The 21,945-nt window shown below is 61.9% G+C and carries 21 protein-coding genes and 3 tRNA genes; 11 read left to right on the top strand and 13 right to left on the bottom strand.

The genetic code is table 11. The annotated features are described in order from the left end of the window. The 3 genes from BLU15_RS38875 to BLU15_RS04495 form a co-directional block, all read right to left on the bottom strand. Positions 1-95: GTP-binding protein (locus tag BLU15_RS38875; protein ID WP_018010120.1), on the bottom strand; the 95-nt coding region annotated here is incomplete at its 3' end. A 277-nt stretch (positions 96-372) separates the two neighbouring features. After that, a tRNA-Gly gene (locus BLU15_RS04490) sits at positions 373-446 on the bottom strand. Positions 447-469: 23 nt separating this feature from the next. Next, positions 470-554, bottom strand: a tRNA-Tyr gene (locus tag BLU15_RS04495). Between the two features lie 217 nt (positions 555-771). On the opposite strand from BLU15_RS04495, the gene BLU15_RS04500 reads away from it, so the two are divergent. After that, positions 772-1,647, top strand: a complete 876-nt coding sequence (locus tag BLU15_RS04500) for a TrmH family RNA methyltransferase (protein WP_090294791.1) — start codon at positions 772-774, stop codon at positions 1,645-1,647. A 199-nt stretch (positions 1,648-1,846) separates the two neighbouring features. On the opposite strand, the gene BLU15_RS04505 is transcribed toward BLU15_RS04500, so the two are convergent. Further along, a complete protein-coding gene (locus BLU15_RS04505; protein ID WP_226020708.1) occupies positions 1,847-2,107 on the bottom strand; it encodes a hypothetical protein in 261 nt (86 codons plus the stop codon). Between the two features lie 160 nt (positions 2,108-2,267). Next, entirely contained in the window at positions 2,268-2,888 is a 621-nt protein-coding gene (locus tag BLU15_RS04510) for an FMN-dependent NADH-azoreductase (RefSeq protein WP_034795463.1), read from the bottom strand. Between the two features lie 137 nt (positions 2,889-3,025). Between BLU15_RS04510 and BLU15_RS04515 the strand changes: the two genes are divergently transcribed. Further along, positions 3,026-3,967, top strand: a complete 942-nt coding sequence (locus BLU15_RS04515; RefSeq protein ID WP_034795460.1) for a LysR family transcriptional regulator — start codon at positions 3,026-3,028, stop codon at positions 3,965-3,967. Positions 3,968-4,164: 197 nt separating this feature from the next. Here BLU15_RS04515 and BLU15_RS04520 read toward each other — a convergent pair whose 3' ends face one another. Further along, positions 4,165-4,638: a hypothetical protein gene (locus BLU15_RS04520; RefSeq protein ID WP_210187431.1), complete on the bottom strand. Its 474-nt coding sequence runs from the start codon at positions 4,636-4,638 to the stop codon at positions 4,165-4,167. A 27-nt stretch (positions 4,639-4,665) separates the two neighbouring features. Here BLU15_RS04520 and BLU15_RS04525 point away from each other — a divergent pair, with 27 nt between their 5' ends. Beyond that, positions 4,666-4,989, top strand: a complete 324-nt coding sequence (locus tag BLU15_RS04525; protein WP_210187432.1) for a hypothetical protein — start codon at positions 4,666-4,668, stop codon at positions 4,987-4,989. 106 nt (positions 4,990-5,095) lie between these two features. Here BLU15_RS04525 and BLU15_RS04530 read toward each other — a convergent pair. After that, a tRNA-Thr gene (locus BLU15_RS04530) sits at positions 5,096-5,171 on the bottom strand. 157 nt (positions 5,172-5,328) lie between these two features. On the opposite strand from BLU15_RS04530, the gene BLU15_RS04535 reads away from it, so the two are divergent. Both BLU15_RS04535 and BLU15_RS04540 read left to right on the top strand, forming a co-directional pair. Next, the gene (locus tag BLU15_RS04535) at positions 5,329-6,102 is read left to right on the top strand and encodes an NAD kinase (RefSeq protein ID WP_034795458.1); all 774 of its coding nucleotides are present in this window, start codon (positions 5,329-5,331) and stop codon (positions 6,100-6,102) included. Between the two features lie 102 nt (positions 6,103-6,204). After that, on the top strand, positions 6,205-6,693 hold the full coding sequence (locus BLU15_RS04540) for a hypothetical protein (protein WP_060583568.1): 489 nt from the start codon (positions 6,205-6,207) through the stop codon (positions 6,691-6,693). Positions 6,694-6,761: 68 nt separating this feature from the next. Here the strand turns inward: BLU15_RS04540 and prfB are convergent. The 3 genes from prfB to BLU15_RS04555 form a co-directional block, all read right to left on the bottom strand. Beyond that, a protein-coding gene (gene prfB / locus BLU15_RS04545; protein ID WP_110818441.1) for a peptide chain release factor 2 occupies positions 6,762-7,893 on the bottom strand; the annotation gives its coding sequence in 2 pieces (ribosomal slippage) (positions 6,762-7,823 and positions 7,825-7,893; 1,131 coding nt in all). Between the two features lie 97 nt (positions 7,894-7,990). Beyond that, positions 7,991-10,444, bottom strand: coding sequence for a penicillin-binding protein 1A (locus BLU15_RS04550; RefSeq protein ID WP_034795452.1), 2,454 nt, complete (start codon positions 10,442-10,444; stop codon positions 7,991-7,993). 338 nt (positions 10,445-10,782) lie between these two features. Beyond that, a complete protein-coding gene (locus BLU15_RS04555) occupies positions 10,783-12,003 on the bottom strand; it encodes an N-acetylmuramoyl-L-alanine amidase (protein WP_051659335.1) in 1,221 nt (406 codons plus the stop codon). 771 nt (positions 12,004-12,774) lie between these two features. On the opposite strand from BLU15_RS04555, the gene BLU15_RS04565 reads away from it, so the two are divergent. Beyond that, positions 12,775-15,579: an Rne/Rng family ribonuclease gene (locus BLU15_RS04565; protein ID WP_090294491.1), complete on the top strand. Its 2,805-nt coding sequence runs from the start codon at positions 12,775-12,777 to the stop codon at positions 15,577-15,579. Between the two features lie 117 nt (positions 15,580-15,696). Here BLU15_RS04565 and BLU15_RS04570 read toward each other — a convergent pair whose 3' ends face one another. Further along, on the bottom strand, positions 15,697-16,854 hold the full coding sequence (locus BLU15_RS04570; RefSeq protein WP_090294794.1) for a pyridoxal phosphate-dependent aminotransferase: 1,158 nt from the start codon (positions 16,852-16,854) through the stop codon (positions 15,697-15,699). Positions 16,855-17,087: 233 nt separating this feature from the next. Here BLU15_RS04570 and BLU15_RS04575 point away from each other — a divergent pair, with 233 nt between their 5' ends. The 5 genes from BLU15_RS04575 to aat all read left to right on the top strand — a co-directional run bounded on the left by BLU15_RS04575 (position 17,088) and on the right by aat (position 20,894). Next, positions 17,088-17,855 (top strand): DsbA family protein, encoded by a 768-nt coding sequence (locus BLU15_RS04575; RefSeq protein ID WP_034795449.1) that lies wholly within the window; start codon positions 17,088-17,090, stop codon positions 17,853-17,855. Positions 17,856-17,961: 106 nt separating this feature from the next. Beyond that, positions 17,962-18,408 carry a type II 3-dehydroquinate dehydratase gene (aroQ, locus tag BLU15_RS04580; protein ID WP_034795448.1) on the top strand — a complete coding sequence of 149 codons (447 nt, stop codon included), beginning with the start codon at positions 17,962-17,964 and terminating at the stop codon, positions 18,406-18,408. Between the two features lie 25 nt (positions 18,409-18,433). Further along, the gene (gene accB, locus BLU15_RS04585) at positions 18,434-18,913 is read left to right on the top strand and encodes an acetyl-CoA carboxylase biotin carboxyl carrier protein (protein WP_090294493.1); all 480 of its coding nucleotides are present in this window, start codon (positions 18,434-18,436) and stop codon (positions 18,911-18,913) included. Positions 18,914-18,925: 12 nt separating this feature from the next. Further along, entirely contained in the window at positions 18,926-20,269 is a 1,344-nt protein-coding gene (gene accC, locus BLU15_RS04590) for an acetyl-CoA carboxylase biotin carboxylase subunit (RefSeq protein WP_034795446.1), read from the top strand. Positions 20,270-20,279: 10 nt separating this feature from the next. Continuing rightward, a complete protein-coding gene (gene aat / locus BLU15_RS04595) occupies positions 20,280-20,894 on the top strand; it encodes a leucyl/phenylalanyl-tRNA--protein transferase (protein WP_034795444.1) in 615 nt (204 codons plus the stop codon). Positions 20,895-20,931: 37 nt separating this feature from the next. Here aat and BLU15_RS04600 read toward each other — a convergent pair whose 3' ends face one another. Next, positions 20,932-21,384 (bottom strand): DUF2155 domain-containing protein, encoded by a 453-nt coding sequence (locus BLU15_RS04600; protein ID WP_034795441.1) that lies wholly within the window; start codon positions 21,382-21,384, stop codon positions 20,932-20,934. Between the two features lie 125 nt (positions 21,385-21,509). Beyond that, positions 21,510-21,905: an NADH:ubiquinone oxidoreductase subunit NDUFA12 gene (locus tag BLU15_RS04605; RefSeq protein ID WP_043614139.1), complete on the bottom strand. Its 396-nt coding sequence runs from the start codon at positions 21,903-21,905 to the stop codon at positions 21,510-21,512. Positions 21,906-21,945: the final 40 nt, after the last annotated feature.

Below are 21,945 nucleotides of genomic sequence, written 5' to 3' on the forward strand. Positions count from 1 at the left end.
ATCGCTGCGGTCAGCGACGTCTTGCCATGGTCAACGTGGCCAATCGTGCCAATGTTAACGTGCGGCTTGTTGCGCTCAAATTTGCTCTTTGCCATGGGTACGTTTCCTGTGGTCAAGTATGAATAATGATCAGCCGGCAGGGCCGGTTTGTGGAGCCGTTTAAGGGTTTCAGGGGATTTGCGCAAGACTTAATTGCGCGCGCCCGGACCGGCCGCCGCTGGCCTTTTCCTGCCGATATATAAGAAGCGCGCGACGCCGCTACAAGATTCGGTGCTATCGAGCTACGAATCGTAGCCGCAGCAAAACATTCAAACGCTTAGCGATGAACGTTGACTTGCTACATTAATTCGAAAAGAAGGAGGAAGCCGCTATTGGAGCGGGTAGCGGGAATCGAACCCGCGTATTCAGCTTGGAAGGCTGCTGCTCTACCATTGAGCTATACCCGCGGGCCTTCGATCCAGAAGCAGAATGGTGGAGGGAGTTGGATTTGAACCAACGTAGGCTGAGCCAACGGATTTACAGTCCGTCCCCTTTAACCACTCGGGCATCCCTCCATTATTCTGTCGGGATCTTTCGACCAAGCATTTGAGATCGTGAGACAACCAGCGACTTGGCCGTGCCGCTCTCGATCTGTGGCCGGGTATATGACTGCCCCGTTTCGTCCTGTCAACACGGGTCAGTGGAAAATTTCCGATTTTCTCCACAGCCGTAAAAATGGACCCGGCGCTGAAAACCGTTTCGCCCCACGCGCAACCTCTCTATAAGACGCCAATGAGCAAAGATCGCACCGGCGACAAGAGCGCCAAGGACACCCATTACGCCAACCTTCGGCGCGCGCATCGCGACGCCAAGCGGGAACGTGGCGAAATCCCCACGCCAAGAGAGGACAAGCGCCGCAAGGCGCCGGCCGACTGGAAGCCGCAGCCGCTCTCGCCCGAGCAGGTTCTGCTCTATGGCCTGCACACGGTTCGCGCGGCGCTGGACAATCCGGCGCGCGCGGTCATCCGCCTCAGCGTTACGCCGAACGCGGCCGCCCGCCTGGAACTCGGCGAGCTTTCGGCGCTGCCCTTCCCGGTCGAAACGGTGACGCCGCAGGATCTCGACAAGATTCTCGGTCCCGACGCGATCCACCAGGGCGTGATGCTCGAGACCCGCCCGCTGCCGCATCGCCGGCTCGAGGCTCTGCGCGACTGCCCGCTGATTCTCGTGCTCGACCAGGTGACCGATCCGCACAATGTCGGCGCCATCATGCGCTCGGCCGTCGCCTTCGATGCCGGCGCGCTGATCACCACCATGCGCCACAGCCCGACCGAATCGGGCGTGCTCGCCAAATCGGCCTCCGGCGCGCTTGAGATGATCCCCTATATCCAGATCACCAACCTTGGCGATGCCATCGAGGAACTGCATCGGCTGGGCTTCCAGACGATCGGACTTGATTCGGAAGGGCCGCAGCCGCTGGAAGGGACATTCAGCGGCGAAAAGATCGCCCTCGTTCTCGGCTCAGAGGGCAAGGGGCTTAGGCAGAAGACCCGCTCGATCGTCAACGATCTTGCCCGGCTCGACATGCCCGGCGCAATAAAGTCGCTGAACGTATCGAACGCAGCGGCGATCGCGATGTATGCGGCGCGCCAGCATCTGAAGCGCTGACATCACCAGGTGTTCCGGGCGGCCTCACCGCAAAAACACGGCGGCCGCATCCTCCGCAGCTCACAGACAACGGCGCCAAAGCCGAGGCGGTAACGCGAAACAGCGCCTGTGAAAATTTCCGCTCCGGTGGGATCGCGGAGCGCTGCGCCGTGCAGTTTCGAAAAAGATCGGAATGAGGACGGCAAGCCGCTCTTCCGCGTCAGAAACGGATCGATTGCCCCGCAAGGCTACCCGGTGTGCTCATGCCGGCCGTAGGGCAGCCTTCACGCAGTTTCTTCCAGGTCGTGACGTTGAGGTTCATCTCGCAGCGCGCGAGGTAGGCGTTGCCGTCGACACGCAGACAAGCGACCTGCCCAAGTTCGTATTTGGAACCGTCTCGATTGCGGCAGGTGCAGCCATGATCCGGCGGCGCAGCAAGGGGCGCTTCGGCGGCGAGCAAAAAGGCCACCGCAGCGGTCATGCCCCAAAGGATCGTCCGCCCGTCCATCATGAAGGCATTATAAAGCAGATATCGATGTTCGAAAACGGACAATGCCGGCTGCTTGCGCAACCGGCACCGTCCGCACGTGGGGCATACGCCCCTCCCACCGGATCACCTCGGTGATCCGCTGAATTTGGTCTTAGCTCGCCAGGCGAAGCACGCTGCCTTCGGAGATGGTCTTTTCGGCCTCGGCGATCGCAAACTGCTTGCTGTCGGCGCTGAGGTTCAGGCCTTCGGCGCGCACGAATTCGACATCGGTGATGCCAAGGAAACCGAAGACCGTCTTCAGGTAAGATTCCTGGTGATCCATGACGGCTGCCGGGCCGGCGGAGTAGTGGCCGCCGCGGGTCGAGGCGACGATGATCTTCTTGCCCTTGGCGAGGCCTTCCGGACCATTCTCGGTGTAGCGGAAAGTCTTGCCGGAGACGGCGATGCGATCGATCCAGGCCTTCAGCTGGCTCGGAATGCCGAAGTTGTACATCGGAGCGCCGATGATGACGGTGTCGGCGGCGAGGAATTCTTCCAGCATGTCGCGGCCAAGCTTGACGTCGGCAGCGAGACCCGCGTCGACGCCTTCGAGGTCGGCCGGGGCCATGATCTGGGCGCCGGTCAGATGGGGCAGCGAGCTGGCAGCGAGGTCGCGATAGGTCACCTGCGCATCCGGGCGGTCAGCCTTGACCTGCGCGGCAAGGGCAGCCGTCAGACGGCGGGAAACCGAGTGGTCGCCAAGGATACCGGAGTCGATATGAAGAACGTTCATGGGAACACCTTTGTGTTTACGTTGCGGTGATCCACATATGAGGGGAAAACAATGGCCCGATAAGCCAGCGGATATTTGACATACTGTTTCCAGACGGAAACAATCATACCCATCATCCGCACCTCGGAGACAGGACAATGCAGGATCTGAACGACCTCGGGCTTTTTGCCGCCGTCGTGCGAAACAACGGCTTCAGTGCTGCGGCACGGGACCTCAATATACCCAAATCCAAGCTCAGCAAACATGTGGCCCGCCTCGAGGAGCAGCTCGGTGTGCGGTTGCTGGAGCGCTCGACCCGCAAGCTGCGTGTCACCGATATCGGCCGGGTCTTCTATGAGCATTGCCAGAGCCTTCTCGACGGGGTGGCTGCCGCCGAAGCCGAGATCGCCGCCGTGCGCGCGGAGCCCTCGGGCACGGTGCGGCTCGCCTGCCCGCTCGGTTTCACCCCTATGCTTGCCGACATCCTGCCGGCGTTTCACCGCCGCTACCCCGGCGTCCGGCTGCTGATCACCGCCACCAACCGTCGCATCGATCTGATAGAAGAGCGGGTCGACGTGGCGCTGCGCGCCCGCGGGCAGCTCGATACGGACAACCAACTCATCATCCGCAAGTTCGGCGAGGTTCGCGAGCGGCTTGCAGCCAGCCCCACCTTCCTCGCCCGCGCCGGCGAGATCACGATCGAGAACCTCAGCCAGCAGGCGACGCTGTCGATGAACGAACAGCACCCGACCGATGTATGGCGGCTGGTTTCGATCGATGGCAACACGACGGAAATCACCCATCGTCCGATCGTCGGCTGCAGCGATTTCCTGATTCTCGAACGCGCCGCGATCGAAGGGATGGGGGTCGCCCTCTTGCCTGACCATATCTGCGAGCGCGCTTTCCGCGCCGGCGTCCTTGCGCCGGTGCTGCCGGAATGGACGTCGAACGACGTCGTCGTGCACCTCGTCTTCCCGTCCCGCCAGGGCATGTTGCCGGCGACCCGGGCGCTGATCGACTATCTCGCCGAGAACCTGCTCAACGCCCTGCAGAAATGCCGCGAGGTTCCGGTGCGCATGGGACCGTCCTTCGACATCTGATGCCGCCGCGCTGCGGCTTTTCCGATCAGCAGCGGCAGATCATCAGCACGTTGCCGCCGGGATCGCGGATCGTGAACCATTGCCCGGACTGCACCGGCGTCACGATCTCGAGACGCACGGAGAGCGCCGGACCAAGCGATGCGGGAGCCGGTGATCGATCGAGCGTTGACCGCTTACTCCGACCAAGGCTCCGCATCTCATCGGCGGCAAAACTCGCCGCCGTCCGCAAGCTCGGCAAAAGACTTGGCGCCGACGTCATATCGATAGGCAATGACCTCCACTGTGCAGGCGTCCGTCGATCGCGCGCAAGCCTCCATCGAAACGCAGAGATGGTCGTTAGCACCCCAGACCTTCGCAGGGGGATTGTCATAGATGCCTTCGTAGATCGTCTGCGTCCGCTTGCCGCCGTCACGCCACTCAACCACGATCTCCGAACGAAAGTGGTCATAACCGATGTTGCTGTATCCCACGGAATAGCGGACCGCCCCCAAACCGGAAACTTGGGTCGCGCCCGAACTCATCTCCGCCCAATCGGATCCCTCCTGCGCGTTGGCAGGGCTCCAGACGACAAACCCACAAAGCAGAACGACCGCCCATCTGACCGGCGCCAGTGCCGCGGGGTTGGTAAGGCTGCTTTTGGCGGCAGCCGAAAGAACGTGTTCGATGACCAAGACCTTTCCAAGAGAGCCAGCTGACGAATGCTCGTCCTCCGTTCATCGGCGCTGGAGAAACAATCGGCGGTGGCCGAAACCACTGATTCCCTATTTCAGGAGGATGAGAACTCTTGGAAGACTGATCATCTCCGCCGTCCTGGCGTTCCTTGTCAGCCTTATCGTCGCGGGGTGTTCCTGCCCGTCTACGGCATATTCGAGGGCGGGCCGTACAACTGCCTGAAGGATGGCATTGCGGTATGCATCGCCGGCATACCGCTGAGCGCGCTGATCTATGGGCCGCTATTTTCGATTGCCGGCGTTCTGATCGGCACACCAGTGTTCATGGCCATCTTTGCGATGCGTGACTAACTGCTCGCTTTGCGCCGACGGTGTACCCGCGGCAACACGCCGAACCTGAAATTCCGGCTCGAATAGCCGCCAAAAATTCGGAAAAAACAATGGGGAAGAAATGAAGTGGTGCCCCCAGAGAGACTCGAACTCCCGACCTACTGATTACAAATCAGCCGCTCTACCAACTGAGCTATAAGGGCACTTGCTTTGGTGGGAGTTACCATAATCTCATGTGGTGTAAAGCAAAATTGCGAATTCTCCCAATTTTTCAGATGCGTTCGGTTCCGGGCCATGCCAGAAACGATAGAGAGAGATTGCCGCTGGCGGCGCATAACATATCGAGCGGACTAGAGTTTCATGGCCCGAACGTTCACTTCCCTAGCCTTTCTCGCCTCGTCCGCGGAAGAGGCACAAAAGGCTGCGGCTGATCTCAAGGCGATCTATGGCGACCATGATCCGTCGAAGGCCGATGTGATCGTCGCGCTTGGCGGCGACGGCTTCATGCTGCAGACGCTGCATCAGACCATGAACAGCGGCAAGCTGGTCTACGGCATGAACCGTGGCTCGGTCGGGTTCCTGATGAACCGCTACAGCACGGAGAACCTAACGGACCGAATCTGCCAGGCAGTCGAGAACGCGTTTCATCCGCTGGAGATGCAGACGACCGACGTCTATGGCGAGAGCTTCACGGCACTTGCGATCAACGAGGTCTACCTTTTCCGCCAGTCCTACCAGGCGGCGAAGCTCCGCGTCCTGATCGATGGCAAGACAAGGCTGGAGGAGTTGACCTGCGACGGCCTGCTGGTCGCCACCCCTGCCGGCTCCACCGCCTACAATCTCTCCGCCCACGGACCGATCCTGCCGCTCGAGGCCCCGCTTTTGGCAATGACCCCGGTCAGTGCCTTCCGCCCGCGCCGCTGGCGTGGCGCGCTTCTGCCGAACCATGTCACAGTCGAGATCGAAATCCTTGAGGCCGACAAGCGGCCGGTAAACGCGGTGGCCGACCATCAGGAAGTGAAGTCCGTGGTCAAGGTGAAGATCGCCGAATCGGAAAACATGACGGCGCGCATACTCTCGGATCCCGATCATTCCTGGTCGGACCGCATCCTGGCCGAGCAGTTTTCGAACTGAGCGCACGTTCTCCGCGCGACCTATGGTATCATCATGCCGGCCAGGTTTCCGCCGGCCCGCAGCAAACGGCAACCGAGCCGCCGCCTTAAGGACGACGACCCAATGCACAGATCCGCCCTCCTCGCGCTGTTCCTGTTTCTCAGCAGTGCCGGCGCCAAGGCTCAGGATGCCAACATCGTTCCGCCTGAGGCGACCTTCGTGACCAGCACCGGCTACTGGGAGGAGAGCGGAGAGCCGCTTTCATCCCTCGATCCGAACGCGGCCGCCGAGAAGCCGGGCGACGCCCGGCGCGGTTACTACAAGCTGATCGCGCTTCGCCAGGCGGATGGAACCGCCCAGATCCATCTGCAGCAGGTAGCAGCGACCCCGGCCGGCCCTGTGGTGATTTCGTCGGCGGAACTCGAAGAGTTCTCCGCGCTCAAGGCCTACGTCACCGACATCCGCCCGGAGACCTCGACCGGTGTCACCGCGCAGCCCGGCATGTTTGCGACCGTCTATCTGAAGACGGACCCGTCAGTGAGAGAGCCTGAGAGCTGGACCGTGCTCATCGACGATCTCGGCGACATCAAGATCGAGCGTGCCTCCAACTGAGCAAAAGAGAGGGCCGGATGCGAACACCCGGCCCTCTTCAATTGAACTGGTGCAGACCGCTGTCTGCCTTAGTTCAGATCATCAACGACGGCATCCGCGCCGCCGCTGACGCGGTGCGCAAGGGCGGCCTCCATGAACTCGTTGAGTTCACCGTCGAGAACGTCGCCCGGTGCCGTGCTTTCGACGCCGGTGCGCATGTCCTTGACCAGCTGATAGGGCTGCAGAACGTAGGAGCGGATCTGGTGGCCCCAGCCGATGTCGGTCTTCGACGCGGCTTCGGCGTTGGCGGCCTCTTCCCGCTTCTTCAGTTCGGCCTCGTAGAGGCGCGCACGCAACATGTCCCAGGCCTTCGCCCGGTTCTTGTGCTGCGAACGTTCCTGCTGGCACTGCACGACGATGCCCGACGGGATGTGCGTGATGCGCACGGCCGAGTCGGTCGTGTTGACGTGCTGACCGCCGGCGCCCGACGAGCGGTAGGTGTCGATACGGCAATCGCTCTCGTTGATGTCGATCTGGATCGAATCATCGACGACGGGGTAGACCCAGATCGAGGAGAACGAGGTGTGGCGGCGCGCGTTGCTGTCGTAGGGCGAGATGCGAACCAGGCGGTGCACGCCCGATTCGGTCTTCAGCCAGCCATAGGCATTGTGGCCCTTGACGAGCAGCGTCGCAGACTTGATGCCGGCCTCTTCGCCGTCCTGGATTTCCAGAAGCTCGACCTTGTACCCCTGGCGCTCGGACCAGCGGGTGTACATGCGCAAAAGCATGTTGGCCCAGTCCTGGCTTTCGGTACCGCCGGCACCCGAATGCACTTCGAGATAGGTATCGTTCTGGTCTGCCTCGCCCGAGAGCATGGCTTCGACCTGCTTCTTCGCCGCTTCGTTTCTGAGATCCCGCAACGCCTGTTCGGCGTCGGCGATGATGGCGGCGTCGCCCTCTTCCTCGCCGAGTTCGATGAGTTCGATGTTGTCATTGAGCTGCTGCTCGAAACGGCGCAGGCCATTGATGCCGTCATCGAGTTGCTGGCGCTCGCGCATCAGCTTCTGCGCTTCCGAAGCGTCGTTCCAAAGCGCCGGATCTTCCGCTTTGTTGTTCAACCAGTCCAGTCGTCTTACCGCCTGATCCCAGTCAAAGATGCCTCCTCAGCAGGCTTATGGCCTGCTTGATTTCGTCGACAATGTTCTCGATTTCGCTGCGCATGATCCTGCTTCTTGTGAACCGATAGGAAAGTGAGCGTCAAATAGCGATGCCCACCGCTGATGTAAAGGCGGCGGGCATCGCGTGAAGGGGATAAGGATTAGAACAGGCCGTTGGAACCGGAGGTCACTGCCTGGTTCGCCTGCGGCGAGTTCTTGAGGATCTCTTCTGGCGGCACGTACTGGTCAAGACCGCCGATGACCGAGAAGGTGTCGGCCGGGCCGGTGCCGGGCTTGAAGGCCTCGATGATCGTGTCCGGCTCGCCCTCTTGGGCGGCCATGCCGGTCTTGCGGTTGACGGCGACCATGCTCATGCCCTCGGGCACGACGAACTTGCTCGGGCGCGTGCCCTTCACCGCTTCTGTCATGAAGTCGTTGAAGATCGGCACGGCGAGGCTGCCGCCGGTCGCGCCGCGGCCAAGCGGGGCCGGGTTGTCGAAGCCGAGATAGAGGCCTGCAACCATGTCCGGCGTGTAGCCGACGAACCAGGCGTCCTTTTCGTCATTGGTGGTACCGGTCTTGCCGGCAACCGGACGATCGAGCTTGATCTTGCCGGCAGCCGTGCCGCGCAGCACCACGCCCTCCATCATCGACGTGATCTGGTAGGAGGTCATCGGATCGAGAACCTGCTCGCGGTTGTCGGTGAGAACCGGTTCTTCCTGGCTCTGCCAATCGCCGGCGTTGCAGTTGTCGCAGGTGCGGTCCTCGTGACGGAAGATCGTCTTGCCGTAGCGGTCCTGAATGCGGTCGATCAGCGACGGCTTGATCTGCTTGCCGCCGTTGGCGAGCACGGAATAGGCCGAAACCATGCGCAGGACGGTGGTTTCGCCCGAGCCTAGCGACATCGCGAGCAGCGGCGGCATCTTGTCGTAGATGCCGAAGCGCTCGGCATATTCGGCAACGAGGTTCATGCCCATGTCGTTGGCGAGGCGAACGGTCATCAGGTTACGCGACTTCTCGATGCCGAGACGCAGCGTCGACGGACCGGCCGAGCCGCCGCCGTAGTTTTCCGGGCGCCAGACCTGGCCACCAGCGACGATCTCGATCGGCGCGTCGAGAATGACCGATGCAGGCGTATAACCGTTGTCGAGGGCGGCCGCGTAGACGAAGGGCTTGAACGACGAACCCGGCTGGCGCATCGCCTGCGTCGCGCGGTTGAATTCCGACTGGCCATAGGAGAAGCCGCCGACCATCGCCAGAACGCGGCCGGTCTGCGGGTCCATGGCGACGAGGCCACCCTGCACCTTCGGCGGCTGGCGCAGGCGGTATTCGCCCTTCTCCGGCAGTGGCTCGACATAGATGACGTCGCCGGCGCCGAAGACGCCTTCAGGCGATTTCGCCGACTTGCGGTCGCCGCTGGCGGAACGGTAGGCCCACTGCATGTTCTTGGCGGAGATATGCCCGGTGACACGCTCGGCGACAATCTTGCCCGAGGCTTCCTTCTCCGGCTGAATGCCGATCTCGGCGCCCTGTCCATCGACGGAGAGAACAACGGCAAGCTTCCACTCCGGCACGTCGTTGAAGGCAACGACAGCGCCCAGCGGCTCGCCCCAATCGCCACCGATTTCGATCGACTTGACCGGGCCGTGGAAGCCGCGACGCTCGTCGTAGCTGAGCAGACCCGCCTGCAGCGCCTTGCGCGCGGCGATCTGCAGCCGCGGATCGAGCGAGGTGCGGACCGACAGGCCGCCTTCATAGAGAGCGTTGTCGCCGTATTTCTGGATGATCTGTCGGCGGACTTCCTCGGCGAAGAAGTCGGAGGCGAAGAGATGCGCCCCGCCGCGACGCGGGTTGACGCCGAGCGGCTGCTTCTTGGCTTCTTCGCCATCGGCCTTGGTGACGTAGCCGTTCTCGACCATGCGGTCGATTACCCAGTTGCGGCGCTCAAGCGCCGCTTCGGTCTTGCGGAACGGATGATAGTTGGCCGGGCCCTTCGGAAGGGCTGCGAGATAGGCGGTCTCGGCAATGGTAAGCTCAGTCACAGACTTATCGAAATAGGTCAGCGCCGCACCGGCTATGCCGTAGGAATTCAGGCCGAAGAAGATCTCGTTGAGATAGAGTTCGAGAATGCGGTCCTTGGTGTAGGCCTGCTCGATGCGGAAGGAGAGGATTGCTTCCTTGACCTTGCGGTCGATCGTCTGGTCTGACGAGAGCAGGAAGTTCTTGGCCACCTGCTGCGTGATCGTCGAGGCGCCGACCGGACGACGGCCGGAGCCGAAGTTCTGCAGGTTCACCGCGATGGCGCGCGCAAGACCGGTGATGTCAACGCCCGGGTGCTGATAGAAATTCTTGTCTTCAGCCGAGATGAAGGCCGCCTTGACGCGATCCGGGATGGCCTGGATCGGCAGATAGAGACGCCGCTCACGGGCATACTCCGCCATCAGCGCGCCGTTGCCGGCGTGGAAGCGCGTGGTCACCGGCGGCGAATACTTCGCCAGAACCTCGTAATCCGGCAGGTCCTTGGTGACGACACCAAGATAGAGCGCCACGGCCCCGGCCACACCCAGCAGCAGAAACGCGCCAATCCCGAAGAAATATCCAATCAGCCTGATCATCAGTCAGATACCGGTACCTTAATTATCGTCCAATTGCCGAACCGCCCGACTGACAGTCCATGCTCTGTCCTGCCGGCTTCTATACAGCGGGCCGACCAAACTCTTTCACGAGAAATCGTCTGGCGTCGCAACGCCCCACCTAGCCCGGCTCCTCATATGGCGGGGAACTCCGGGCTTCAACTCGTTTCTCAACAAATCCGGGCGCAATTCCGGTTAGGTCCCGGATTGTGCGTAAAATAGGGCTGTTATGCGATAATCCCGTGCGCATCCCGTTGAAAAGCATAGCGCTGTTACCGGGGCGACACAAATCACTTCGTTCCCGGGCCTGCCTTCAAGCGTCAGCCGCCGCTGGCGATGGCCTGCTCGCGGTATCGCTGAACAGCGACCGCAAGACGCTCTGAAACCTTCTTGCGCCACTCCGGATCCAGCAGCAGTTTTTCGTCCTCCTTGTTCGACAGGAAGCCCAGTTCAAGCAGGATCGAGGGCACGTCCGGCGCCTGCAGCACGCGGAAGCCGGCAAAGCGGTGCGGATTGTTGATGAGATTGATCTGGCCCTCGAAGGACGTAACGACGGCGCGCGCCATGTTGACCGAGAAGGCCTGCGTCTCGCGGCGCGTCAGATCGATCAGGATGTCGGCCACTTCCGCCGGCTCGCTCTGAAGCGGCACGCCGGCGATTTCGTCGGACAAATTTTCGCGGGCGGCAAGACTTGCGGCCAGATGGTCGGAGGCCTTGTCGGAGATGGTATAGACCGTCGCGCCGCGGATGTCCTTCTGGCGCAGCGCGTCCGCATGAAGCGAAATGAAGAGATGGGCGCCCTTGTTGCGGGCGATCTGTACGCGCTGGGGAAGCGAGAGGAAGACGTCCTTGTCGCGGGTGAGGAAAGCCTCGATCCCGGCGCCCTTGTTCAGGGCCTCGACGAGATCTTTCGCGAAGGCGAGCGTTACATGCTTCTCCTCCGTCTTCGTTTCGCCGGCGAGCGCACCGGTATCGATGCCTCCATGGCCCGCATCGATCGCGATGATGAACGGCCCGCCTTCCCTCGTGGGAGCGACGGCAACCGGCCTGTCGGTCTTGGCGGCGGCGACCGATCCGGTCCACTGCTGTTCACCGAGAAGCGCATCGAAGCGCGCCTGGTCGACGCGCTCGGCATCGAGCACGAGCCGGTAGCCCTTGCCCCCCTCTTCCGCGACGACTTCCGCATGGGTTACCGCCACGGGGCCTTTCGCCGAAAGAACGATGCGGGAGTTGCCCGCCCCCATGCCGCCGTAGCGGATCGCATCGAAGAGGCCGCGCGGTTCAAGGCTGTCCGCCTTGAGGCCGAAGGCCGTTTCCGGCAGGTCGACCACGACGCGAACAGGATCGGCTACGTAGTGCAGGGAGAATTCCGGTTTGCGATCGAACTCGACGACGACGCGCGTGCGTGCATCGTCGCCGGCGATCCGCGCAGCAAAGGCGAGCAAAGGCCCCGGCTCGGCGGCAACAGCCGCCGGCACGTTCAAAAGAAGACCGCCGGCAAGCAGCGATGCTCCGAGCAGAAGCCTGCCCGTGCGCGACATCAACGACAACAGCGAACCACGCATACAAACCGCCAAAGGCCTCACCTCGGGCTCTCCACCACTTTCTCAGAAAACCAAACAGCAGCCGACGCACGGCTGCTGGACGCACAGGTTGATCAATGAACCCTTATGGTTAACCAATGCTTGACAATGATCATCTTCCCCGGCCCGCCGGGACAATCGATTTACCGTTTATCGACCTACTCCACGTGGACAAGCGAATCGATCATTATTGTGGCGGCACGGGCTTTTCCCTTGCCAATGTGACATAGAAAACATAAAAGCGTCACAAGGAGAAAGTGTTGACGGGATAGAACAGTCGACCGGGCAGCCGGAGCTTCTCCAAAGCTTGGCGCCAGGGTGCGGTCGAACCGGATTGACCGGTTAACTTATCGCAATTCCGCGGTCGCAAGTGTTCATCCGCCGTCGCTGCATTTCCTCCCCGTACACTGGATCGCAAATTTCCGGCGGTGGCCGGAGTTCTTGATGGTGATTTTTCACCGACGCCCGCAAGCGGGCGCATTCATCGGGTCTTCATGAGACCTTGGACATTGGCATTCTTGTTTGGTCATTGATGTTGACTCAGCAGTATCGGTCAGAAGTAGCGCGGCCCCGGGACACACATGTTCCGGCTGTCGTCTGGCTGCTGCACCATCGCCTGCGCCAAACAGGAACTTTCATATCCGGCGCACCTTCCGACGTGTTTGGCAGTCTTCCTAAGGAAGCAGGTCTGTCTCCCGTTCCGCTGGCGCGCCGAGGAGCACAGCTTAGATGGCAGAGAAAATGCTTATCGATGCGTCTCATTCAGAAGAGACGCGCGTCGTTGTCGTTCGCGGGAACCGCATAGAAGAGTTCGACTTCGAGTCGGAACATAAGAAGCAGATCCGCGGCAATATCTATCTGGCGAAGGTCACCCGGGTGGAGCCCTCGCTCCAGGCCGCCTTCGTCGACTACGGCGGCAACCGCCACGGGTTCCTGGCTTTCGCCGAAATCCATCCCGACTACTACCAGATCCCGCTCGCCGATCGTCAGGCGCTCTTGAAGGCCGAAGCCGAAGAAGCGCGGCGTGACGACGACATCGAGCATGTCGAGACCGCCCCTGCCCCGGCAAGCGAACTTTCCGTTCCCGTAGACCTCGAAGTCGTCGCGGAAACTGAAGCCGAGCCGGTCGCAGCCGTCGCTGACGCCGCACCGGTCGTCGAAGAGGAAGCGCCGGCCGAAAAGCCGAAGGCGAAGCCGAAGCGCACCCGCAAGACCAAAGCCAAGGCCGCTGAAGAAGCGGCTGCTGCATCGACCGATGGCGACGAGAGCAATGGCGGCGAAATGGCTGCCATGGTCGATACCGACGCCATTTCCGAAGATGTCGACAGCCGCCGTCGCCATGACGACGACGATGATGACGACGACAGTCACGACGGCGAAAAGGAAATCATCGAATCCGTCGGCGCCGAAGACGCCATGGAAGAAGTTCCGGATCGCCAGGTTCGCAAGCCGCGCAAGCAGTACCGCATCCAGGAAGTCATCAAGCGCCGCCAGATCCTGCTGGTTCAGGTCGCCAAGGAAGAGCGCGGCAACAAGGGCGCGGCACTGACGACCTACCTGTCGCTCGCCGGTCGCTACTCGGTGCTGATGCCGAACACCGCACGTGGCGGCGGCATCTCCCGCAAGATCACCAATCTGCAGGACCGCAAGCGCCTGAAGGAAATCGCCCGCGGCCTCGAAGTGCCGCAGGGCATGGGCGTGATCCTGCGCACCGCCGGTGCCAACCGCACCAAGGTCGAGATCAAACGCGACTTCGAATATCTGATGCGCCTGTGGGAAAACGTCCGCACGCTGACGCTGAATTCCACGGCCCCCTGCCTCGTCTATGAAGAAGGCAGCCTGATCAAGCGCTCGATCCGCGACCTCTACAACAAGGACATCAGCGAGATCATCGTTTCCGGTGAGGAAGGCTACAAGGAAGCCAAGGGCTTCATGAAGATGCTGATGCCCAGCCACGCCAAGGTGGTTCAGCCTTACCGTGACGTGCATCCGATCTTCTCGCGCTCCGGCATCGAAGCGCAGCTCGACCGCATGCTGCAGCCGCAGGTAACGCTGAAGTCCGGTGGCTACATCATCATCAACCAGACCGAAGCCCTGGTTTCGATCGACGTCAACTCCGGCCGTTCGACGCGCGAGCACTCGATCGAAGACACCGCTCTCCAGACGAACCTGGAAGCGGCGGAAGAAGTGGCACGCCAGCTCCGCCTGCGCGACCTTGCCGGCCTCGTCGTCATCGACTTCATCGACATGGAAGAAAAGCGGAACAACCGCTCGGTCGAGAAGCGTCTGAAGGATTGCCTGAAGAACGATCGCGCCCGGATCCAGGTCGGCCGTATCTCGCATTTCGGCCTGCTCGAAATGTCGCGCCAGCGCATTCGCGCCTCGGTGCTCGAATCGACGATGCAGACCTGCCCGCACTGCAACGGCACGGGTCACGTCCGCTCGCAGTCTTCGGTTGCACTGCACGTCTTGCGCGGCATCGAGGAACACCTACTGAAGAACACGACGCACGACATCACCGTGCGCACCATCCCGGATATCGCGCTCTACCTGCTCAATCAGAAGCGCGGCACGATCATGGACTACGAAGCCCGCTTCGGCGTTTCGATCATCATCGAGGCTGATGCCCATGTCGGCGCACAGCACTTCGCGATCGATCGTGGCGAGCCGGTCGAAAATCCGGTCAAGATCGAACAGCTGCTGCACTTCGAGCCGGAAGAGGAAGAAGACGACGTCGTGATCGAAGAGGATCTCGACGAGGAAGAAGCAGAAGAAATTGCCGGCGAACAGCGGCAGGAACAGCCGAAGGCTGCTGCCCAGTCCGAAGATCAGAACGGACGCAAGCGCAAGCGCCGTCGCCGCCGGCGCGGCAAGGGCGGCCAGCAGGCCGAAGGCAGCGCTCTCCAGGTCTCCGAATCTGCAGGCGATGCCGACGACGGTTCCGATGAGGACGAAGGCGATGACGAGGGTGCCGATGCAGACGCCGCGACCGCCGATGGCGATCAGAAGCGCAAGCGCCGCCGCCGCGGCAAGCGTGGCGGCCGCCGCAACCGTCCGGAAGGCGAAGGTGAAGGCGAAGGCCAGCTTGAAGCCGGTGCCGATGCGGAAGCCGGCGACGATAGCGCAGAAGAAGCCGAAACCGTAGAGGCACCGGCCGCTGCGGCCGAGGTCGAAGTGGCTGTCGCTGTTGAGGAAACAGCTGTGGTTGCCGAAGAAGCCGAGGTGGCGGACGTAAAGCCTGCCAAGCCGAAGCGCACCCGCAAGAAGGCCGTCAAGGCTGAAGAACCGGCAGTAAGCGTCGACGAAGTTGCTCAGGCAGTGATCGAAGACCAGCCTGCGGTTGCCGACCCGGCCGTCGAAGCGGTGGAAGAGGCTGCGGCCGACCTTGCCGAAGCCAAGCCTGTGCGTGCGAACCGCGACCTCTCGAAAATCGCTTCCGAACCGGTGGTGACGTCGAGCGCGACGAAGCCCGAAGAGGAAGAGCCGGGCAAGCCCAAGAAGGGCGGCTGGTGGCAGCGCCGCGGCTTCTTCTAAGAAGCCGCCCGGCCAGCGCCAAACTCTGAAAACACGAAAGGCCCGGAGCGATCCGGGCCTTTTCCTTTGGGCGGATGGCAGAAGGGACCTGCCCTGCCTGCCTGCCTGCTCAGAGCGTCACGCCAGCCACCGCGCGATCCTGTCCATGGCCTCGACCATGTCGGCCTCGGCGCCGGCATAGGAGAAGCGCATCGTGCGGTGCCCTTCCAGCGGATCGAAGTCGAATCCCGGGGTTGCCGCGACGTTGATCTCGGCGAGCATCCGCTTGGCAAAGGCCATGCTGTCATTGGTAAAGCGGGTGACATCCGCATAGGCGTAGAAGGCACCGTCCATCGGCGAGGCGATCGAGAAGCCGATCTCCGGCAACCGCTTCATGAGCATGTCCCGGTTGGCGGCATAGGCGGCCTTGTAACGGTCGAGCTCCTCATGCGCGTTGAGCGCTGCTTCTGCCGCGATCTGCGAGAGCTCGGGCGGCGAGATGTAGAGGCTCTGGGCGATGCGCTCGAAGCCCCGCACCTTGTCAGCCGGCAGCACCATCCAGCCGATCCGCCAGCCGGTCATGCAATAGTATTTCGAGAAGGAGTTGATGACGATTACCTCGTCGGTCACCTCCAGCGCGCTTGCCTCTTCGCCGGCAAAGGTCAGTCCGTGATAGATCTCGTCGGAGATGAAGGCGATCGATTCGGCCCGGCAATAGTCAGCCAGCGCCTTGAGGCCCGCCCTGCCCGTCACTGTTCCGGTCGGGTTGGCTGGGCTCGCCAAAAGCACGCCCTTCAATGGACGGCCTATTCTCGCAGCCGCACGCGAAAGACTTTCAGGCGTCAGAGTGAAGCCGGTCTCGGCATTGGCCTCGACCTCGACGACCGTCAGGCCAAGCGCTGCGAGGATGTTGCGATAGGCCGGATAGCCGGGCCTCGCGATCGCGACGCAATCGCCAGGATCGAAGAGGGCCAGGAATGCGAGATTGAAGCCTGCGGATGAGCCGGTGGTGACCGCGACCCGCTGCGGATCGAGCGCGATGCCGTGGCGCTTTTCATAGTGCCGGGCGATTGCTGTGCGCAGCGACAAGGTGCCGAGCGCGTCGGTGTAGCCGAGCCGGCCATGTTCAAGCGCTTTGCGCGCCGCTTCAAGAGCTGCCTTCGGCGCCGGGTGGGCGGGCTGCCCGACGGCCATCGAGATCACCGGGTGGCCGGCATCCCGGCGACGGGTCGCCTCCGCCAGTACGTCCATCGCATGGAAAGGTTCGACGGCACTGCGTTTTGACAAATCTACCAACGGAAAATCCTCGATATGCGGCTGTTCTCCAGCCCTTTGCCCGATGAAAATGACCTTCACAAGTCCGCGAGTGCCGTATTTCCGCCGATTTTGCCGTTTCGTTTCCGCGACACCCACCCTATGCTGCCGGCATATTGCGGATACGAGGAATCCTGTTGTCATTCAGAACAGCCGGTTGACCCGGCGACACGCGATGGACGACACACGGGATACGCAAGGACAACGAGGTAGAAATGAACTTCAGCACCAAGATGATTGCCGCCGGGACGCTCGCAGCGCTCGTGGCCGGGGTCAGCCTGCCCCAGAACGCATTCGCGCTCGACGCGAAGCAGAAGGAAGAGATCGGCGCCTTCATCAAGGAATACCTGATCGCCAATCCGGAGATCATGCTCGAGGTCCAGGAGGCGCTGACGACGAAACAGCGCGCCAAGCAGCAGGAAGCGGCGGAAAGCGCGATCACCGAGAACAACAAGGCGATCTTCAATTCCGACTACGACATGGTGCTCGGCAATCCCAAAGGCGACGTCACCGTTGTCGAGTTCTACGACTACAACTGCGGCTACTGCAAACGCGCGCTTTCCGACATGGACGACATCCTCGCCAAGGACAAGAACGTGCGCTTCGTGCTGAAGGAACTGCCGATCCTCGGACCGGATTCGCTGGCCGCCCACAAGGTGAGCGCCGCCTTCCGCCTGGTCGCTCCGGAAAAATACGGCGACTTCCACCGGGCGCTGCTCGGCGGGGAAGACCGCGCCACGGAGGAGACAGCGCTTGCGGTTGCCGCCAAGCTCGGCGTCTCCGAAAAGGACCTCCGCGCGAAAATGGAAAAGGAGCCGCATGATGCGGCCGTGCGCGAGGCCTACAGCCTTGCCAACGACCTCGGCATCACCGGAACGCCCTCCTACGTCATCGGCAACGAAGCGGTCTTCGGGGCCGTCGGCGCCGAGGAGATCGAGGGCAAGGTCGCCAATATGCGCGAATGCGGCAAGACCGCCTGCTGACAAACCTTCCCATGACTGTGGACAAATCCCGCGGGGGCCCAAAGGGCTTTTCCTCGCGGGACCATCAGTCTATAGGTAACCCTCCATGACCGGACCGGAATCCCTTATGCCATCGACCATTTTCGTGCTGAACGGCCCCAACCTGAATGCGCTGGGCAAGCGCGAGCCGGGTATTTATGGCGGCCAGACGCTGGCCGACATCGAGGCCATGTGCAAGGCAGAAGGCAAGGCGCTCGGATTCGACGTCGATTTCCGCCAGTCGAACCATGAGGGAATGCTGGTCGATTGGCTGCACGAGGCCGGCAACGTCGCCGCGGGCGTGGCAATCAACCCGGCCGCCTATGGCCACACGTCGATCGCGCTTCACGATGCCATCCGCGCCATCGGCATTCCGGTCGTCGAACTGCACCTCTCGAACATCCATGCGCGTGAGGAGTTCCGCCACAAGTCGATGATCGCACCCGCCGTCAAGGGCGTCATCTGCGGCTTCGGCGCCCAGAGTTACATTCTTGCGCTGCATGCGCTAAAGAACCTGACAAATCCGTCGAAATAAAAAGAACACAAGAGGCTCATATTCCATGGCTGACAAGAAACCAGGTATCGACCAGGCGCTGATCCGCGATCTCGCCAACATTCTCAAGGACACCGATCTGACCGAGATCGAAGTCGAGCAGGACGACCTGCGCATTCGCGTTTCGCGCAACGGCACGCCGGTTGCCATGCCGATGGCCATGCCGCAGATGCCGGCTTACCAGATGCCCGCCGCAGCGGCCGCTCCTGCAAACGCCGTTGCTGCTCCTGTCGCCGAGAGCGCCCGTGCATCGAAGAATGCCGTGACCGCGCCGATGGTCGGCACTGCCTATCTGTCTCCCGCACCGGGAGCCCGCCCCTTCGTTGAGGTCGGCGCCACGGTCAAGGAAGGCCAGACGATCCTCATCATCGAAGCGATGAAGACAATGAACCAGATCCCGGCTCCGCGCTCGGGCAAGGTCACCGAAATCTTCGTCCAGGACGCAGCCCCCGTCGAATATGGCGAACCGCTGATCGTAATCGAATAAGGCGGCGCGGCGATGATCTCGAAAATTCTCATTGCCAATCGCGGCGAAATCGCCCTTCGCGTGCTTCGTGCCTGCAAGGAACTCGGCATCGCCACGGTCGCCGTTCATTCCACGGCCGACGCCGACGCCATGCATGTGCGCCTCGCCGACGAGAGCGTTTGCATCGGCCCGCCGCCCTCGCGCGATAGCTATCTGAACATTCACCAGATCGTCGCCGCCTGCGAAATCACCGGTGCCGACGCTGTGCATCCAGGCTACGGCTTCCTGTCGGAAAACGCCAAGTTCGCCGAAATCCTTGAAGCGCACGACATCACCTTCATCGGCCCGACGGCGGAACACATCCGCATCATGGGTGACAAGATCACCGCCAAGCAAACGGCGCAGGAACTTGGCATCCCGGTCGTTCCGGGCTCCGACGGCGAAGTGAAGCCGGAAAACGCCCTCGAAGTCGCCCGCAAGATCGGTTTCCCGGTCCTGATCAAGGCAACCGCCGGCGGCGGCGGCCGCGGCATGAAGGTCGCCCGCAGCGAGGCTGACCTCGAGGAAGCCGTTGCGACGGCCCGCACCGAAGCGCTTGCCGCTTTCGGCAACGACGCCGTCTACATGGAGAAGTACCTCTCCAAGCCGCGCCACATCGAAATCCAGATCGTCGGCGACGGCGCCGGCAATGCGGTGCATCTCGGTGAACGCGATTGCTCGCTGCAGCGTCGTCACCAGAAGGTCTGGGAAGAGGCAAACTCCCCGGCGCTCAACGTCGACCAGCGCATGAAGATCGGCCAGGTCTGCGCCGACGCCATGAAGAAGCTGAAGTATCGCGGCGCCGGCACGATCGAATTCCTCTACGAAAACGGCGAGTTCTATTTCATCGAAATGAACACCCGTCTTCAGGTCGAGCATCCGATCACCGAGGCGATCACCGGCATCGACCTGGTGCACGAGCAGATCCGCGTCGCCTCCGGCGGTGGCCTCTCGGTCCGGCAGGAAGACATCGTGTTCTCCGGACACGCGATCGAGTGCCGCATCAATGCCGAAGACCCGCGCACCTTCGTCCCATCCCCGGGCACGATCACGCATTTCCATGCGCCGGGCGGTCTTGGCGTGCGCGTCGACTCGGGTGCCTATCAGGGCTACCGGATCCCGCCTTACTACGACAGCCTGATCGGCAAGCTGATCGTGCACGGCCGTACCCGCGTCGAATGCATGATGCGTCTGCGCCGCGTGCTTGACGAATTTGTCATCGACGGCATCAAGACGACGCTTCCGCTGTTCCAGGACCTGATCAATAATCAGGACATTGCCAACGGCGACTACGATATCCACTGGCTGGAGAAGCATCTGGCCGCCACGTCCGAGTAAGGACCTGACATTGAAGGGGACGCGCAGCAAGCAGCCCGATATTACGCCGGACATGCTGCTGCGCGCCTATTCGATCGGCCTCTTCCCGATGGCCGATTCGGCTGACGACCCGGAAATCTTCTGGGTCGAGCCGGAAATTCGCGGGGTGATCCCGCTCGCAGGCTTCCACACCTCTCGCAGCCTCGCCAAAACCATCCGCCGAAAGCCCTTCGACATCCGCTTCAACACCGCGTTCGAAGCGGTCATGGACGGCTGCGCTGCCCCTGCTCCCGACCGGCCAACCACCTGGATCAACAACAAGATCCGCACGCTCTACGCGACGCTGCATACGATGGGCTATGCCCACAGCGTCGAGGCGTGGGAAGGCGACCAACTGGTTGGCGGACTTTACGGCGTTTCGCTCGGCTCGGCCTTCTTCGGCGAAAGCATGTTTTCCAGACGCACCGACGCCTCGAAGATCTGCCTCGTCCATCTGGTCGAGCGACTGAAGGCGCGTGGCTTCGAACTGCTCGATACACAGTTCACCACCGAGCACCTGAAGTCGTTCGGTGCCATCGACGTGCCAAAGGCGGAATACGAAGTGCTTCTGGCGAACGCGATGTCGTCGCCCGACCTCGCCTTCTAACCAAGCCAAATCTCAAAGAATGGGAATACGCCGCCGCTCAGCGCTTCTGCGCGGTGTCCGGCGGCGGCAGGTCCGAGGTCGCCTTGCAGGACTGCAGCCAGACGTCATAGACCGGATGCTCGACGGCGTTCAGACCGGGGCTATCGGCAAACATCCAGCCGGTGAAGATGCGGCGGATCTTGCGGTCGAGTGTGATTTCCTCGACCTCGACGAAGGTCGTGATCTTCTGCGCTTCCGTGTCGTCACGGCTGTAGCAGACGCGCGGCGTGACCTGAAGGGCGCCGAACTGCACGGTCTCGCCGATGTAGACGTCGAAAGTGGTGATGCGGCCGGTGATCTTGTCGATACCGGAGAACACGGCGACGGCGTTGGAAAGGCGGGCTGCGTCAACCGCTTCCGCAGATGCGACCAGCGGCAAGGCGGCAAGCAGGGACAAGCCCAAACGCCGTGTTCCTTGGCCGATTGCCTTGCGCAGATCAGAACCTGCCATAGTCGCCTGTCTCCCGCGTATCCTGTTCGTCATCGATGGATTTCAGGCGCTAACCATCAATTGTGGCCGCGCCATGATCGAGGAACCCATTCCGCGGTCCGTCGTCGTCACTGAGAACAGATTATTCAGGAGCCGGGCGTCCAGGCGTCGTAGTCGCCGGTCACGCGGGGACGCTTGCCGGTGGCGGCAATCGAGCCCTGCGGGCGGTAGGCGTTGGCCGTTCCGGTCGGATTGGCGCGGTGCGCCTTCTGCCATTCGCGCGGCGTGTACTTTTCATCAGCCGGAGAAACGTCGGTCCGGTGATGCATCCAGCCGTGCCAGCCGGCCGGAATGGCGGAGGCTTCGGCGTAGCCGTTGTAGATCACCCAGCGGCGGGTGCGGCCTTCGGAGTCCTTGCCGCCCTGGTAGTAGACATTACCGAGTTCGTCTTGACCGACCCGTTGACCGTGGCGCCAGGTGTGAAAGCGCGTTCCGATCGTCTGTTCGTTCCACCAGGTGAAAATCTGCAGCAGGAGCTTCATGGATGCCGTCCTTGACCGGCCGTTGGGAAGGCGGCCAGAT

It is taken from the genome of Ensifer sp. YR511 (assembly GCF_900103045.1).
Lineage (GTDB): Bacteria > Pseudomonadota > Alphaproteobacteria > Rhizobiales > Rhizobiaceae > Ensifer > Ensifer adhaerens.